Origin of the sequence: Pseudomonas oryzihabitans (assembly GCF_007665395.1) — a bacterium.
GTDB lineage: Bacteria > Pseudomonadota > Gammaproteobacteria > Pseudomonadales > Pseudomonadaceae > Chryseomonas > Chryseomonas psychrotolerans_C.
This window is the reverse complement of sequence record NZ_VDND01000006.1, coordinates 322,748-338,437: the sequence shown is the minus strand read 5'-3', so window position 1 is coordinate 338,437 and position 15,690 is coordinate 322,748. Positions and strand designations below refer to the sequence as shown.

14 protein-coding genes are annotated in these 15,690 nt (G+C 66.3%); 3 read left to right on the top strand and 11 right to left on the bottom strand.

Annotated features, from left to right (window positions below):
• Nucleotides 1-139: 139 nt before the first annotated feature.
• From pssA to FSV73_RS15225, 4 genes are all read right to left on the bottom strand, one after another.
• Complete coding sequence (pssA, locus tag FSV73_RS15240; protein ID WP_145008682.1) at nt 140-994, bottom strand: CDP-diacylglycerol--serine O-phosphatidyltransferase; 855 nt, start codon at nt 992-994, stop codon at nt 140-142.
• Between the two features lie 165 nt (nt 995-1,159).
• Nucleotides 1,160-2,176, bottom strand: a complete 1,017-nt coding sequence (ilvC, locus tag FSV73_RS15235) for a ketol-acid reductoisomerase (RefSeq protein WP_007159689.1) — start codon at nt 2,174-2,176, stop codon at nt 1,160-1,162.
• A gap of 26 nt (nt 2,177-2,202) precedes the next feature.
• Nucleotides 2,203-2,694 (bottom strand): acetolactate synthase small subunit, encoded by a 492-nt coding sequence (gene ilvN, locus FSV73_RS15230; protein WP_007159690.1) that lies wholly within the window; start codon nt 2,692-2,694, stop codon nt 2,203-2,205.
• A gap of 2 nt (nt 2,695-2,696) precedes the next feature.
• Nucleotides 2,697-4,421 (bottom strand): acetolactate synthase 3 large subunit, encoded by a 1,725-nt coding sequence (locus FSV73_RS15225; protein WP_145008681.1) that lies wholly within the window; start codon nt 4,419-4,421, stop codon nt 2,697-2,699.
• A 398-nt stretch (nt 4,422-4,819) separates the two neighbouring features.
• On the opposite strand from FSV73_RS15225, the gene FSV73_RS15220 reads away from it, so the two are divergent.
• Entirely contained in the window at nt 4,820-5,284 is a 465-nt protein-coding gene (locus FSV73_RS15220) for a DUF4124 domain-containing protein (RefSeq protein WP_145008680.1), read from the top strand.
• Between the two features lies 1 nt (nt 5,285).
• Here FSV73_RS15220 and FSV73_RS15215 read toward each other — a convergent pair whose 3' ends face one another.
• The 3 genes from FSV73_RS15215 to mrcB are packed head-to-tail and all read right to left on the bottom strand — an operon-like array spanning nt 5,286 to nt 8,742.
• Nucleotides 5,286-5,612: a YqcC family protein gene (locus FSV73_RS15215; protein WP_145008679.1), complete on the bottom strand. Its 327-nt coding sequence runs from the start codon at nt 5,610-5,612 to the stop codon at nt 5,286-5,288.
• Nucleotides 5,612-6,388 carry a tetratricopeptide repeat protein gene (locus FSV73_RS15210; RefSeq protein ID WP_186309241.1) on the bottom strand — a complete coding sequence of 259 codons (777 nt, stop codon included), beginning with the start codon at nt 6,386-6,388 and terminating at the stop codon, nt 5,612-5,614. The genes FSV73_RS15215 and FSV73_RS15210 overlap by 1 nt, the downstream gene beginning before the upstream one ends.
• A gap of 11 nt (nt 6,389-6,399) precedes the next feature.
• Nucleotides 6,400-8,742, bottom strand: a complete 2,343-nt coding sequence (mrcB, locus tag FSV73_RS15205) for a penicillin-binding protein 1B (RefSeq protein WP_145008678.1) — start codon at nt 8,740-8,742, stop codon at nt 6,400-6,402.
• Nucleotides 8,743-8,895: 153 nt separating this feature from the next.
• Between mrcB and FSV73_RS15200 the strand changes: the two genes are divergently transcribed.
• Together FSV73_RS15200 and FSV73_RS15195 are read left to right on the top strand one after the other, a co-directional pair.
• The gene (locus FSV73_RS15200) at nt 8,896-10,443 is read left to right on the top strand and encodes an AAA family ATPase (protein WP_145008677.1); all 1,548 of its coding nucleotides are present in this window, start codon (nt 8,896-8,898) and stop codon (nt 10,441-10,443) included.
• Between the two features lie 130 nt (nt 10,444-10,573).
• Nucleotides 10,574-11,386 carry a cyclic nucleotide-binding domain-containing protein gene (locus FSV73_RS15195; protein ID WP_145008676.1) on the top strand — a complete coding sequence of 271 codons (813 nt, stop codon included), beginning with the start codon at nt 10,574-10,576 and terminating at the stop codon, nt 11,384-11,386.
• 180 nt (nt 11,387-11,566) lie between these two features.
• Here the strand turns inward: FSV73_RS15195 and deoA are convergent, their stop codons facing one another.
• From deoA to FSV73_RS15175, 4 genes are all read right to left on the bottom strand, one after another.
• Nucleotides 11,567-12,877, bottom strand: a complete 1,311-nt coding sequence (gene deoA, locus FSV73_RS15190; protein WP_145008675.1) for a thymidine phosphorylase — start codon at nt 12,875-12,877, stop codon at nt 11,567-11,569.
• A gap of 12 nt (nt 12,878-12,889) precedes the next feature.
• Nucleotides 12,890-13,303, bottom strand: coding sequence for a cytidine deaminase (locus FSV73_RS15185; RefSeq protein ID WP_145008674.1), 414 nt, complete (start codon nt 13,301-13,303; stop codon nt 12,890-12,892).
• A 13-nt stretch (nt 13,304-13,316) separates the two neighbouring features.
• The gene (locus FSV73_RS15180; RefSeq protein WP_260856088.1) at nt 13,317-14,252 is read right to left on the bottom strand and encodes a nucleoside-specific channel-forming protein Tsx; all 936 of its coding nucleotides are present in this window, start codon (nt 14,250-14,252) and stop codon (nt 13,317-13,319) included.
• Between the two features lie 161 nt (nt 14,253-14,413).
• Nucleotides 14,414-15,676: a NupC/NupG family nucleoside CNT transporter gene (locus FSV73_RS15175; protein ID WP_145008673.1), complete on the bottom strand. Its 1,263-nt coding sequence runs from the start codon at nt 15,674-15,676 to the stop codon at nt 14,414-14,416.
• Nucleotides 15,677-15,690 lie beyond the last annotated feature (14 nt).

The window sequence follows — 15,690 nt, the reverse complement described above, 5'->3', positions numbered from 1 at the left end:
TGCTTGATTTTCAAGCCCTTCAGCGTCTGCGCCGGAAGTGGGGCGCATTATAGGGGAGTTTCAGAGGGCGTCAACAGGTTATTTTTCAGAAAGGCAAAAAAGAAGGGGCTGCTCGCGCAGCCCCTTCTCTCGTAGGCCCTCAGGCCCGGCCGATACGACGGTTACGCCAGAGGGTGGTGAAGGGTCCGGAGACGGCATAGGCCAGGAAGCCCAGCAGCAGGACACGCGGCGGGTCGGTGAAGACCACGGCGAAGACCAGCACGGCGATCAGGATGACCACGAAGGGGACGCGCCCCTTGAGACCTAGGGTCTTGAAGCTCCAATACTTGAAGTTGCTGACCATGAGCATGCCGGCAGCGGCGACCATCAGGGCCACCAGCAGGGACAGCTTGGAGCCCTGGATGCCGAAGTCACTGAAGCACCAGACGGTACCGGCGACCAGGGCGGCGGCCGACGGACTGGCCAGGCCGATGAAGTAGCGCTTGTCCACCGAGCCGATCTGAGTGTTGAAGCGAGCCAGGCGCAGGGCGGCGCCGGCGACATAGATGAAGGCGACGGCCCAGCCCACGTTACCCAGGCCGCTCAGGGCCCACTGGAAAGCCAGGATGGCCGGCGCGACGCCGAAGGCGACCATGTCGGACAGCGAATCGTACTGCTCGCCGAAGGCGCTCTGGGTATTGGTCATACGGGCGACCCGGCCATCCAGGCCGTCGAGCACCATGGCGATGAAGATGGCCGCGGCAGCCGCGGAGAAGCCGGCGGAGGCGATCTCGTACTGGCCCTGGATGAAGGCGGTCTGGGCGGCGACCCCCTTGATGATGGAATACAGACCGGCGAACAGCGCCGCAGTGGTGAAGAGGTTGGGCAGCAGGTACACGCCACGGCGTCTGATCTTGCGCCCCTGGGCGTCCTGCGTCTCCTCGATGTGCTCATCCACGGGGATGAGACCGTCGGTGTTGGTAGTGGACGGGTTTTCTTCGGGACGCTCGCTCATGGATTTTCCTTGGGCATTACCTGACGGATTGGACTGACCCCTTAAGGCTAGGGTTCAGCCTAACCTCCCATGCTAAGGCATTGCCGGAGTCGTGGGCAGTGCAATGAAAAACGCGGCCGAGGCCGCGTCTTTTACCGGTCGTTACAGGGCGGGCGCCCTGCCCGATCAGTTCTTGGTCTTGTCGACGATCTTGTTCGACGCGATCCAGGGCATCATGGCGCGCAGCTTCTCGCCGACCTGCTCGATCGGGTGAGCCGCGTTGTTGCGACGGTAGGCGGTCATGGAGGCGTAGTTGGACGCGCCCTCGGCCACGAACATCTTGGCGTATTCGCCGTTCTGGATGCGCTTGAGCGCATTCTTCATGGCAGCGCGCGACTCGGCGTTGATCACCTCGGGGCCGGTCACGTATTCGCCGTACTCGGCGTTGTTGGAGATCGAGTAGTTCATGTTGGCGATGCCGCCTTCGTACATGAGGTCGACGATCAGCTTCAGCTCGTGCAGGCACTCAAAGTACGCCATTTCCGGCGCATAGCCGGCTTCGACCAGGGTTTCGAAACCGGCCTTGACCAGCTCGACCGCGCCACCGCACAGCACGGCCTGTTCGCCGAACAGGTCGGTTTCGGTCTCGTCCTTGAAGGTGGTTTCGATGATGCCGGTACGGCCGCCGCCGACGCCGCAGGCGTAGGACAGGGCGACGTTCTTGGCGTTGCCGGAAGCGTCCTGGTGGACGGCGACCAGGTCAGGGATGCCACCGCCCTTGACGAACTCGGAGCGCACGGTGTGGCCCGGCGCCTTGGGGGCGATCATGATGACGTCCAGGTCAGCGCGGGGCACGACCTGGTTGTAGTGGATGGCGAAACCGTGGGCGAAGGCCAGGGTGGCGCCCTGCTTCAGGTTCGGCTCGATCTCGTCCTTGTACAGCTTGGACTGGAATTCGTCGGGGGTCAGGATCATGACCACGTCGGCGGAAGCGACGGCGTCCTTCACCGGCTTGACGGTCAGGCCATGGGCCTCGGCCTTGGCCACGGTGGCGGAGCCGCTGCGCAGACCGACCACGACGTCGACGCCGGAGTCCTTCAGGTTGCAGGCGTGGGCGTGGCCCTGAGAGCCGTAGCCGATGATGGCGACCTTCTTGCCCTGGATGATGGAAAGGTCACAGTCTTTGTCGTAGTAAACGCGCATTGCAGGTTCTCCTGGAAAAGGGGGTATCAGATGCTCAGGGCTTTGTCGCCACGGGAAATTCCGGTTACGCCGCTACGCACCACCTCGAGGATGGACGCGGCGCCGATCGCCTGGATGAAGCTGTCGATCTTCTCGCTGGTGCCCGCCAGCTGAATGGTATACACGCTGCTGCCGACGTCCACGATCTGGCCGCGGAAGATGTCGGTGGTGCGCTTGACCTCGGCGCGCTGGGCACCGGTGGCCTTGACCTTGATCAGCAGGAGTTCGCGCTCGATGTGGGCGCTCTCGGACAGGTTGACCAGTTTCACCACCTCGATGAGCTTGTTGAGGTTCTTGGTGATCTGCTCGACCGTCTCTTCCTGGCCGATGGTGGTCAGCGTCAGGCGCGACAGGGTCGGATCCTCGGTCGCGGCGACCGTGAGGCTCTCGATGTTGTAGTTGCGCTGGGAGAACAGGCCGACCACGCGGGACAGGGCGCCGGGCTCGTTTTCCAGCAGCAGGGAGATGATGTGTCTCATGATCAGGTCCGCTCCGTCTTGCTCAGCCACATGTCGCGCATCGCGCCATCCTTGATCTGCATCGGGTAGACGTGCTCGGTGTTGTCCACGGCGATGTCGAGGAAGACCAGGCGGTCCTTCATGGCGAAGGCTTCGGCCATCATCGGCTTGAGGTCTTCCAGACGCTGGATGCGCATGCCGACGTGGCCATAGGCCTCGGCCAGCTTGACGAAGTCCGGCAGGGATTCCATGTAGGAGTGGGAGTAGCGGCTGCTGTACTGCATGTCCTGCCACTGGCGGACCATGCCCAGGGCGCCGTTGTTGAGGCAGACGATCTTCACCGGCAGGTCGTACTGCAGGCAGGTGGAGAGCTCCTGGATGTTCATCTGCACACTGCCTTCGCCGGTGACGCAGGCGACGTCGGCATCCGGGAAGTTGAGCTTGACGCCCATGGCGGCCGGGAAGCCGAAGCCCATGGTGCCGAGGCCACCGGAGTTGATCCAGCGATTGGGCTTGTCGTACAGGTAGTACTGGGCGGCGAACATCTGGTGCTGGCCCACGTCGGAGGTGACGTAGGCATCGCCAGCGGTGACGTCGTAGAGGGTCTCGATGACGGTCTGCGGCTTGATGATGCTGCCGTCGCCCTTGTCATAGGGGAACAGGCCGCGGTTGCCGCGCCATTCCTCGATCTGCTTCCACCAGGTGGCCTGGCTTTCGGCATGGGGCTTCTCGTTCAGCTCGCGGACCACGGCGACCATCTCGGCGAGGACGCTGTCCACCGGACCGACGATGGGCACGTCGGCCTTGATGGTCTTGGAGATGGAGGCCGGATCGATGTCGACGTGGATGATCTTGGCGTTGGGGCAGAAGCGCTTGGCGCCGTTGATGACCCGATCATCGAAGCGGGCACCCACGGCGAGGATGACGTCGCTGTGGTGCATGGCCAGGTTGGCCGGGTAGCTGCCATGCATGCCGAGCATGCCGAGGAACTGGCGATCGCTGCCCGGGTAGGCGCCGAGGCCCATCAGGGTATTGGTGACCGGCAGGTTGAGCAGCCGGGCCAGCTCGGTGAGGGCGCTGGAGGCGCCGCCGAGGATGACGCCGCCGCCGGCATAGAGGATCGGCCGCTTGGCCGCCACCAGCATCTCGACGGCCTTGCGGATCTGCCCGGAGTGTCCACGCTGCGCCGGATTGTAGGAGCGCAGCTTGATCTTCTTCGGATAGACGTATTCGTACTTCTTGGTCGGATCACCCATGTCCTTGGGGATGTCCACCACCACCGGACCGGGACGACCGGACTCGGCGAGGTAGAAGGCCTTCTTGAGGACTTCGGGGATCTCGGAGGGGTGCTTGATGATGAAGCTGTGCTTCACGATCGGCCGGGAGATACCGACCATGTCGGTTTCCTGGAAGGCATCGGTACCGACCATGTTGCTCGGCACCTGACCGGACAGGACCACCATGGGGATGGAGTCCATGTAGGCGGTGGCGATGCCGGTGATGGCGTTGGTCGCACCGGGGCCGGAGGTCACCAGCACCACGCCGGCCTTGCCGGTAGCGCGGGCATAGCCGTCGGCCATGTGGGTGGCGGCCTGCTCGTGGCGAACCAGGATGTGGTTGAGCGCCGGTTCCTTGAACAGGGCGTCGTAGATGTGCAGCAGGGCACCGCCCGGGTACCCATAGATGTGTTTCACGCCCTCGTCGCGCAAGAAGCGGACGACCATCTCAGCGCCAGTTAATAGCTCCACGTATCACCTCATTCCACGCGTGGCGAACGCCCATCGGGGACGTTCAAGGTTCGGTTGACTGCAAGGCAGAGCACGGGCGACGGTGATCACCGACGATTCAGCTGCCTAGAAAGCCTTGTTGGAAGGTTCCGATGAATGCTGGAGCTTCCACCCGACGCGAGGTAACGCGGTGCAGGGTATTTGACTGTGGCGGCGCGGGTAGGCACCTCATGGTCTGCCGAGGAGTCAGCTTTGGGCCGATTCGCTATAGCGAACTTTGGATTGTTCGCATTCGACCGGCGCAAGTCAAGCCGAAAGGTGTGGGCAGACACAATAGATCGTCGGCGCTCGGCCTTGATGAAAAGGTCGACGCCACCTCTTATAGTGAAGTCCTGTCCTCCCCTCCTCCCAGGATTCCCATGCGCTCGATCTTCTGGCTTTCCGCCCTGGCTTTCGCCTGCAGCCTGTACGCCCAGGCTGCCCAGGTCTACAAATGGACCGACGACAAGGGCGTCACCCACTTCAGCGCCCAGCCGCCCGAGGGGCAGAAGGCCAATGAAGTGGACGTGAAGACGGCGCCGCAGATCAATGGCAGTGGCAGTGCGCCGACCTACAAGATGCCCAATGGCGCCCAGCAGCCCTCGGTGTCCAACGATGCCCAGCAACAGGAGCTGGATCGCCAGGTGAAGGCGCAGGTGCGGGAAGACCAGGCCAAGCTCAAGGAGCAGTGCAACCAGGCGCGCAACAACCTGGCGCAGCTGAGAAACAACCCGCGCATCCTGGTCCAGTCCGGTCGGGGCGAGACGCGCCGGCTGACCGAGGAAGAGCGTCAGCAGCGGTTGGCCGATACCCAGCTGTCGATCGAACAGAATTGCGGCAAGTAGCTCAGGGGCTTTCGATGAGCCGGTCGAACTCGGCCAGGGAGGCCAGCAAGGGCAACACGGGATCAAGGTTGCCCTGGTAGACGACCTCGGCCATCGGGCGGATGCCCGAGCGCGCCGGCAGGACCGCATCGCTCTCGATGATCAGCTTCATCCGCGGCAGGAAGATCCACTGCAGCCACTGGGCGAAACTCAGGGTATCCACGCAGAAGGGCTCCTGGCTGGCCAGGGCCTCGGCGCTGGGCGCCTGGGCCGACCACCAGCCGAGCAGGCGCAATTCGCGCTCGATCCGCAGCAACTGATCGGCCAGGGCAGGCAGGCGCTCGTCCATCAGGTACCCACCTGGGCCTTCTGGCGGGCCAGCGCGGCGCCGGAAGCATCGCCCTGGGCCTCGCGGGCCTGGGCGATCAGTTGCCAGAGACTGGCTTGCAGGGCAGGACGACCACCCGCATAGGTCAGGGCGCGACGGGCCAGCTGCTCGCCCTGGGCGGGATCGTTCTGGGCCAGGCGGACCTGGGCCAGGCGATAGAGCACCTGGGGCTCGCGGGGGGCGATGCGCATGGCCCGCTCCAGACTCGAGGAGGCGCCATTGAGGTCACCCCCCGTCTGCTGTTGCTGGGCGGTGGTCAACAGCGACAGGACCGGGCCGTCGAGCTGTTCGTCGGCGGCCAGGCCGGAAGCCGCGGAACCACCCGAGGACGGGATGCCGGTCGGCGCGCTGCTGGCGGCCGCGGCAGCGCCCTGGCTGGCGGGCGGGTAGACCGGCTGCGAGTAATTGGACTGTACCGGCGCCTGGGCGACCGGTGCACTGGCGCTGGACGAGGTGATCAGCGGCGCGGAGGCGGCGGGCGCGGCAAAGGTCTCCAGCGGCGCCGAGCTGCCGCCCGGCACCATGACGGTCACGCCCGAGTCCGCCGGCGTCGCGGGCGCCGCAGCCACCGGGGCCTGGCGCTGGGCCGGCAACGGCCGGTTGTTGCCCTGGCGATAGAGTTCGCCATTGGATACCGGGCCGCCGGAATCGACCACCGGGATGGCACCACGCTGCGGCGTGGCGCAACCGGCGAGGAGAACACCGGCGATCACCACCGGCCAGACTGCTTTCGTCACCTTGCGACCTCTCAATTCAACCAACCCTTGACCCAGTCCATGACCGGATTGCCGCCGTTGCCGTTCCCGCCGGCGGCGGGCGCGGCCGGCGCGCCACAGGAGGCCCCCGCCGGCGGTTCACTGCCGCGAATATAAGGCATCTGCACGGCGTTGGGACACGAGGGATCGGTGCCGCGGCCGGTGGTGGCATCCACCCAGGCCTGGGTGATGTTGTCCGGCACCGGCATGTCCAGCGAGACCGGGTCGGCGCGGCGCATGAAGTTGCTCCACACCTGCAGGGCCCCAGTGGCACCGGTCAGCGGTGTCTTGCCGTTGTCGTCGCGACCCAGCCAGACCACTGCCAGCAGGTCCTGGCTGAAGCCGGAGAACCAGCTGTCGCGGGAATCGTTGGTGGTGCCGGTCTTGCCCGCCAGGTTCACGCTGGTGGGAATCTGGTTGTAGACCGAGCGACCGGTACCCTCGCGCATGACGCGCTGCATGGCGTACTGCACCAGGTAGATGGCGCCGGTATCGAAGCGCTGCTCGATCTGGAAGGGATAGCGCTTGAGCGGCTCACCATTGGCGTCGAGCACGCTGCGGATGCTGCGCAGCGGGGTGTTGAAGCCACCATTGGCCAGCGTCTGGTACATGGTCGCCACTTCCATGGGCGTCAGGGCGCCAGCGCCGAGCAGGGTCGCCGGGTAAGGCGGCAGGGCGCGGCTCACGCCGAGGCGCTCGACGGTCTTGAGCACCTCGGGCACGCCCAGGTCCAGACCCAGGCGCGCGGTGGACAGGTTGTAGGAGTGCGCCAGGCCCTGGTAGAGGAAGATGGTGCCGTGGGCCTTGTGCTCGTAGTTCTGCGGCCGCCAGACCTGGCCATCGGCGCCCTTGACCGAGAAGGGTTCGTCCTGGATCAGAGTGGTCAGGGTGTACTTGCTGGGGCGTTCCAGCGCGGTGAGGTAGACCGCCGGCTTGATCAGCGAGCCGACCTGGCGCACTGCGTCGAGCGCCCGGTTGTAGCCGGCGAAGCGCGGATCGCGCCCGCCCAGCAGGGCCTGGACCTCGCCGGTTTCCGGATTGGTCACCACCATGGCCGACTCAACGTTTTCCGCGCCCTTGCGGCCGTCGATGCGCTTCATGGTCTCGCCCATGGCCGCCTCGGCCTTGGTCTGCAGGATGGGGTCGAAGCTGGTGAAGATGCGCAGGCCTTCCTCGGTGAGGTCTTCGTCGCGATAGTCCTGCTTGAGCTGGCGCTTGACCAGGTCGACGAAGGCCGGGAAGGAGCTGTTGGTCAGGCTGCCGGCCTTGGTGATGCCCAGCGGCCGGGCCTTGGCGGCCTCGGCCTCGGTGGCGCTGACCACGCCCTGCTCGGCCATGAGGTCGAGTACCAGGTTGCGGCGGGCCATGGCGCGTTCGGGATAGCGCCGCGGATTATAGTAGGACGGCCCCTTGACCAGGCCGACCAGCAGGGCCACCTGGTGCAGTTTCAGCTCGCTGAAGGGCTGGCCGAAGAAGTACTGCGCCGCCAGGCCGAAGCCGTGGATGGCGCGCGAGCCGTCCTGACCGAGGAACACCTCGTTGAGGTAGGCCTCGAGGATCTCCTGCTTGCTGTAATGCAGTTCCAGCAGCAGCGCCATGAGGGCTTCGGTGCCCTTGCGGGTGATGCTGCGCTCATTGGTGAGATAGAAGTTCTTCACCAGCTGCTGGGTCAGGGTACTGCCGCCCTGGCGCACCTGGCCGCTGGTGGCGTTGACCCAGACCGCGCGGGCGATGGATTTGGGCGAGACGCCGTGGTGGTGCCAGAACTCGCGATCCTCGACCGCCACCAGGCCGTCGACCAGATGCGGCGGCGCCTGGTCGAGCTTGATGAGGATGCGATCCTCGTTGTGCGCCGGATAGATGCCACCGATCAGCAGCGGCTCCAGGCGGGCCACGGCGAGGTTGCTGCCGTCCAGGGCACTGACGCCGGAGACGGTGCCGCCGGCGAAGCGCACGCGGATCGCCCGGGCCGGCTCGACGCCTTCGTAGAACTGGAAGCCACGGGTGTTCAGCTCGACCGTGGAGGCGCCCACGGAGACGCTGCCGGGGCCGTCCACGGTCTTCTCGCGGCGATAGCCGAGGGCATCGAGTTCGGTGAGGAAGTCGTCACGGCTGAGCTTGACGCCATTGAACAATTCCAGCGGTCGGGCATAGACCTTGGCCGGAATGGTCCAGCGCTTGCCGGAGAATTTTTCCTGGACCACGGCATCCAGATAGATGCATACGCCAGCCAGGGCTACCAGCGCGACCAGACCGAGCTTGACTGCCCAACCGGACAGACGGCGCCAATCGAAGGTCTTGCGCTTGCGGGAACGAGAGGATCGGGGTCGCTTCATGGCGGCGCATTATACGCACTTGCCCGGTGGCCGACAGCGGCCTGCCAGCGCTTCGTCAGCTGGGGTTCAAGGACGCCCCTTCCCGGTGTCGCGGCTTGCGTGGACCGCCCTGACAGCGATAATGCCGGCATCCATTCCCTACAAGGACCGACCGTGAGCCAGCTCCTGATTTCCGCCCTGCAGAACCCGGCGCTCTATCCCCATCCGACGTCGGCGTTCAGGGTCATCGAAACCCATATTTCCTGGGTCGTGCTGACCGGCGAAGTCGCCTACAAGCTGAAGAAGCCGGTGAACTTCGGCTTCCTGGACTTCACCGACCTCGAGGCGCGGGGCCATTTCTGCCGGGAAGAGCTGCGACTCAATCAGCGCCTGACCCGTGACCTCTATCAGGACGTGGTGGCCATCACCGGCAGCGAAACCGCGCCGGAACTGAACGGCAGCGGTCCGGTAATCGAATACGCCCTGCGCATGCGCGAATTCCCCCAGAGCCAGCTGCTCAGCGAAGTGCAGAAGCGCGGCGAACTGAGCGCCGCGCACATCGACGCCCTGGCCGAGCAGATCGCCCGCTTCCACCTGGCGGCGCCACGGGTCGCGACCGAGCATCCGCTGTGCACGCCGGACGCGGCCATGGCGCCGGTTCGACAGAATTTCGAGCAGATCCGCGCCATGCTCAGCGAGGCGGCCGACCTCCAGCAGCTCGACCAGCTCGAAGCCTGGGCCGAAGCCAGCTATGTCCGCCTGCTGCCGCTGTTCGAGGCGCGCTGCCGCGACGGCTACATCCGCGAATGCCATGGCGACATCCACCTGGCCAACGCCACCCTGCTCGATGGTGAGGTGGTGCTGTTCGACTGCATCGAATTCAACGAGCCCTTCCGCCTGACCGACACCATGGGCGATGCCGGCTTCCTGGCCATGGACCTGGAGGATCGTGGACTCAAGGCGCTGAGCCAGCGCTTCGTCAACGCCTACTTCGAGGCGACCGGCGACTACGCGGGCCTGGCCCTGCTCGACTTCTACAAGGCCTACCGCGCCATGGTGCGGGCCAAGATCGCCCTCTTCCGCCTGGGCCAGGCGGAGGCGCCGGAATTGCGCGCCGAGATCCTCGCCGGCTATCGCAGCTACACGGCGCTGGCCGAAGGCTACACCCAGGTGCCCCAGCCCTTCGCGGCGGTGATGCACGGGGTGTCGGGCATCGGCAAGAGCACCGTGGCCCTCGCCCTAGTGGAAGCGCTCGGCGCCATTCGCCTGAGATCGGATGTGGAGCGCCAGCGCCTCTATGCCGACAGCGACGAAGCCACCCGCTACAGCGCGGCCGCGGGCGAAGCCACCTATGCGCGCCTGCACGAGATCGGCGCCCAGGTACTGGCCGCCGGCTATCCGCTGGTTCTCGACGCCACCTATCTCAAGCAGGCGCAGCGCGCCGCTGCCCAGGCACTGGCCGAGGATCAGGGCGTCCCCTCGCTGATCATCGATTGCCAGGCCGACGACGACCTCATCGCCCGCTGGTTGCAGGAGCGCCAGGCCGCAGGCACCGATCCGTCGGAGGCCACCCTGGCGGTAGTGGCGGCGCAGCGCCAGGCGCAGGATCCCCTGCAGCCGGCCGAGCAGGATCGGGCGCTGATCGTAGCGCTCGGCCAGGCAGGCCAGTTGGAAGCCTTGCCTGCGCGCATCAGCCGCCGTCTGGGCCGTGCCCCGGCATGAGCAGGACCTCCCGGAAGACAGAACACGCGTTCCGTCACAGCTCGTAGCGTTGTGGATTTACGGTCGCCGACGAGCGGCTTATCGTGCGACCCACGTCACAGCCTCTGCGTAACAAGAAGGAATTGGCAGCATGTACCTCATTGGCGATCAGCCTCCTTATGTCGATCAGTTGCGCCAGGCCTTGCAAGCCATTCCCGCGCGGCTGCTCAGTGGTGTGGCACCGAGCCGGCAGGCCCTGCACCTGAGTCCTGCCGCACTGCTGCAGGACTGGATGCGCAACGATGAGGTCTATCTGATCCAGCGCGGACCGCTGCGGGTGGTCCTGGATCAGCGGGCGCTGTTCCAGCTCGACGAGGGCGACCTGATCGGCCTGGGGCGCACGCTGGACCTGCCGACGCTGGATTACGAGAGCGAGGCCGAGGTCCTGGTGCAGCCCTACGACCGCGAGACCTTCCTCGCGGCCGCGACCGCCAGCCCCGGCCAGCGGGATGCCCTGCTGCGCTACATGCTCGGCCAGCAATCGCTGCTGGCGCAGGCATTGATCCGTCTCAAGCCACCGGTCACTCAGCCGGCGACGGGCTTCCGGCGCTATGCCGCCGGCGAGGTCATCATTCGCCAGGGCGACTCCGCCGAGCATGTCTTCGTCATCACCGAGGGGCACGCCGAGGCCTGGGTGGACGGCTGCAAGGTCGGCGAGGTCTGCCAGGACGAGATCGTCGGTGCCCTGGCGGTCTTCACCCAGACCGCGCGCACCGCCAGCGTCATCGCCAAGACCGCCTGTACGGTGCTGGTGATTCCGCAGGACCAGTTCGTCTCGCTGATGGAGACCACCCCGCGCATCGCCCATAGCCTGATCGAGAACATGGCGCGCCATATCGACACCCTGAACAAGGAGGTCACGCGGCTGCGGAGCCTCCAGGAACAGCCTCCCGTCGGTAGTTAAGAAATATTCTCGAATACGCTTGACGATGGAATGAGAATTGTTATTATTCAACTCAGCCGGTCGCGAGATCGGTCGATAACTGAAGGTCCAGCAGTTGGTCTTTCGGGTTATCTCCTCATCAGGCTAATCACGGTTTTGGACCCGGCTCTGCCGGGTCTTTTTTTGTCCGGAATTCCGTGGCTAGCGTCGCGCCAGCACCGGCGGCGCAAGACGGGCCGGCGGCTCCTCACCCAGCGCGTAAGCCGCGGCCAGGCGGGTCGCCGCCCACTCCGCGCTGGCGGCATCCCGCGCATGGATGACCGCCAGTGGCCGGTTCTCGTCCACCCGTTCGCCGGGCAACGCCAGCTTGGCCAGGCCCACGGCGTGATCGATGGCTTCCTCCGGGCGCCGCCGCCCGCCGCCCAGCTCCACCACCAGTAGCCCCAAGGCGCGGGTATCGACCTGCCGGACCCAGCCAGGCCGTGGCGGATAGACGGCGTGCAGCAGCGGCGCCCGGGGCAGGTGCTGCCAAGGCTGGCTGGTCAGAGTGGCCGGACCACCCAGTGCCAGGTTCATGGCCGCGAAGCGCTGCAAGGCCGCGCCACTGCCCCAGGCCTCCAGCACCTGTTGGCGGGCGGCCAGCGCATCGCGCGCCAGGCCCGCCAGCTGCAGCGCTTCTTCGGCCAGGGCCTGGACCACCTGCCAGAGACGCGCGCTGCGGACCTCGCCGGCCAACAGGGCGATGGCCTCCTCCACCTCCAGCGCATTGCCGGCGCTGCGCGCCAGGGGCTGGTCCATGTCGGTCACCAGGGCGCGGGTCCGGACCCCTGCCGCCTCGGCGACCTCGACGATGCTGTCGGCCAGGCGCAAGGCGTCCCCCTGCTCCGCCATGAAGGCGCCACCGCCGGTCTTGACGTCCATGACCAGCACGTCCAGGCCGGCAGCGAGCTTCTTCGCCAGGATGGAGGCGGTGATCAGGTCCAGGGATTCCACCGTGGCGGTGACGTCGCGGATGGCGTACAGGCGCCGATCGGCCGGGGCGAGATCGGCATCGGGACCGACGATGGCGCAACCCACCTCGGCCACCACCTGGCGAAAGCGCGCCAGGCCGGGGCGGATGAGATAGCCGGGAATGCTCTCCAGCTTGTCCAGGGTGCCACCGGTGTGGCCCAGGCCGCGGCCGGAGATCATGGGCACATGGCAGCCACAGGCGGCGAGCAGGGGCGCCAGCACCAGACTGGTGAGATCGCCCACCCCGCCGGTGGAATGCTTGTCCACCACCGGCCCCGGCAGGTCCCAGTGCAGCACCTGGCCGCTGTCGCGCATGGCCAGGGTGAGGGCGGTGCGCTCGGCGGAGGTCATGCCGCGTAGCAGGGTGGCCATGGCGAAGGCGGCGACCTGGCCTTCGCTGAGGCTGTCGTCGGCGATGCCCTGGACGAAGCGCTGGAGGTCCGCCGCGGACAGCTCCACGCCGTCGCGCTTCTGACGGATCACTTCCTGGGCGAGCCACATGGGCGAACTCCTCTAGAAGTCGTCGAAGGCGCCAGGCAGCAGCTCGGCGAGGGTCCAGGTACGGGTCAGCCCCGGCTCGCTGCCGCTGCAGACGATGGTGGCGTCGGGCGCCATCAGCTCCAGCAGCACCTGGCGGCAGGCGCCGCAGGGGCTGATCAGGGGCACGCCGGGCGCATGGATGGCCATGGCGGTGAAGCTGCGTGGCGGCAGGCCCTGGCTGAGGGCGGCGAACAGGGCGCTGCGTTCGGCGCAGTTGGTCAGGCCGTAGGAGATGTTCTCCACGTTGCAGCCATGGACGACCGCGCCTTCGGCGGTCAGCAGGGCGGCCCCCACGGGAAACTCGGAATGCGGGCAGTAGGCGCGTTGGGCGGCGGTCACCGCTTCCGGCAGGAGCGCAGCGAGGTGCGCGGGCAGGTTGGTGCTCATGACGGTCTCCAGATCAGAATTGATAGCCCACCCCCAGATAGTAGCCCCAGCCGTCGGACCGACCCTCGAAGGCGCCGTCGCCGAAATTCAGCTCGGTGCCGTCGCTCCAGTTGCCGCCATTGTGGAAATGGCGGGCGGCGAACATGAAGCGCAGGTGGGTGAAGGCATACAGCAGCACGTTGGTGGATACGGTGGCGTTGGCGGTACGCCCCGGCTCGTCGCCCAGCTTCGAGCCGAAGTCGAAGTTGGTGAAGCCGACGTAGGTCAGGGAGGCGCCATTGTCGAACTTGGCCAGTGGCCAGATGTACTTGAGCTGCGCCCGGTAGCCGTCCCAGGAATCCTCGTTGGCGGCGCCATAATTCTCCCACTGGCGGCGCCCGTACAGGTTGGCCGACAACAATACCGGGGTATGGGTCTCGAGGTCGGTGCCGAAGCCGGCATAGAGGGTGTTCTGGCGGCTGGCCCGGCTGCTGCCGTGATCATAGATCCAGTCGAATGCCAGGTACCATTCCTTGAACGGGCCGAAGGCCAGCGAGCGACCCAGCACCTGGTCGATGGAAATCCGCGGCTCGTGCTCCATGAACAGCGGCGAGCCGCGATCCCAGACCCCGGAGTCGTGGCTGTTGCCGATGCCCAGCACCCTGGGTACATCGATGTAGCCATAGAGCTCGAAGGGGCCCTTGCGGCCGAAGTACTCGTACTCCAGGTAGACGTCGTCCACCGGCTGCGGGCCGAAGCTGATGTCCTTGCTGCCGATCAGGGTCAGGTCCTGGTTGTACCAGGACGACAGATAGGGCGAGCGATCTTCCTCCGGCTGGGCGGCGGGACTGACGGTCTCGCCCTGGGCGCTATCGGTGGCTGCCGCCGGGGCGGCGAACAGGGGCGCGCTGCAGCAGAACAGCAGCGGCAGCAGGGTGAGGGGAGCGCGACGGAGGCTGAACAGAGTCATGGAGAGTTCCTGAACGAGAGATCCCGGGAAGCCGGAAAAGCGGGCGGAGGGTCCGTGACGGCAAAGCGGGGGCACGCCACGGTCATCCGCTGTTACGTTTTGGCGCACGCGGTACCGCCGTGCACCATAAAGTGGACCGATTGGTCCGAACGCCTTGGGCCTTAGAGGCCGACGAAGAAGCCGGCCAGGGCCGCACTCATCAGGTTGGCCAGGGTGCCGCCGAGCATGGCGCGCAAGCCCAACTTGGCCAGCTCGTGGCGGCGCTGCGGGGCGATACCGCCCAGGCCGCCGAGCTGGATGGCGATGGAGGAGAAGTTGGCGAAGCCACAGAGGGCGAAGGTGACGATGACCTGGGCGTGCGCCGACAGCGGCTGGACGCCAGCCGCTGTCGCCTTGACCGGGTCGAGGTAGGTCGACAGGTCGGCATAGGCGACGAATTCGTTGAGCACCAGCTTCTGGCCGATGAAGCCGCCGGCCTGCACCGCCTCGCTCCAGGGCACGCCGATGAGGAAGGCGACCGGCGCCAGCAGATAGCCCAGCACCAGTTGCATGCTCAGCTGCGGCATGCCGAACCAGGCGCCGCACCAGCCGAGGAGGCCGTTGAGCAGCGCGATCAGGGCGATGAAGGCCAGCAGCATGGCGCCGACCGCCAGGGCGATGCGCAAGCCGACCTGGGCTCCTTCCGCCGCCGCGTCTATGACGTTGGCCGGTCGCTCCTCGCCTTCCCCCAGGGTCTTCATGGCCTGGTCGCGCGGCTGCTCGGTCTCGGGCTCCATCAGCTTGGCCATCAGCAGCCCACCCGGCGCGGCCATGAAGCTCGCGGCGATCAGGTATTTCAGGTCAACGCCCATGCCGGCGTAGCCCAGCAGCACCGAGCCGGCCACCGCGGCGAAGCCGCCGACCATGATGGCGAACAACTCCGAGCGGGTGAGATCGGCGATGAAGGGCCGTACCACCAGGGGCATTTCCGACTGGCCGAGGAACAGGGTGGCGGTGACGGTGGTGGACTCCACCCGGCTGGTGCCGAGCAAGGCGTGCAGGGCGCCACCGACCAGGCGAATGATCCAGCCCATGATGCCCAGGTAATAGAGCACCGCGATCAGGCTGCCGAAGAAGACGATCAGGGGTAGCACCCGTACGGCGAAGACGAAGCCGCCGTTTCCGAAGTACTCGAACATCCGCGGACCGGCGAGGCCACCGAAGAGGAATTCGATGCCCTTGTCGGCGTAGAGCTGCAAGGAGGCGACGGCGCCGGAGACGCGCCCCAGCACCTGCTGGCCCCAGGGGATGTAGAGCACGAACAGGCCGAGACCGGCTTGCAACAGGAAGGCCGCGAGCACGGTACGCAGCCGAATGGCGCGTCGCTGACGGGAGAAGAGGATGGCGATCGCCACCAGCAACAGCATGCCCAACACAGAGATCATCGACGGACTCCTCA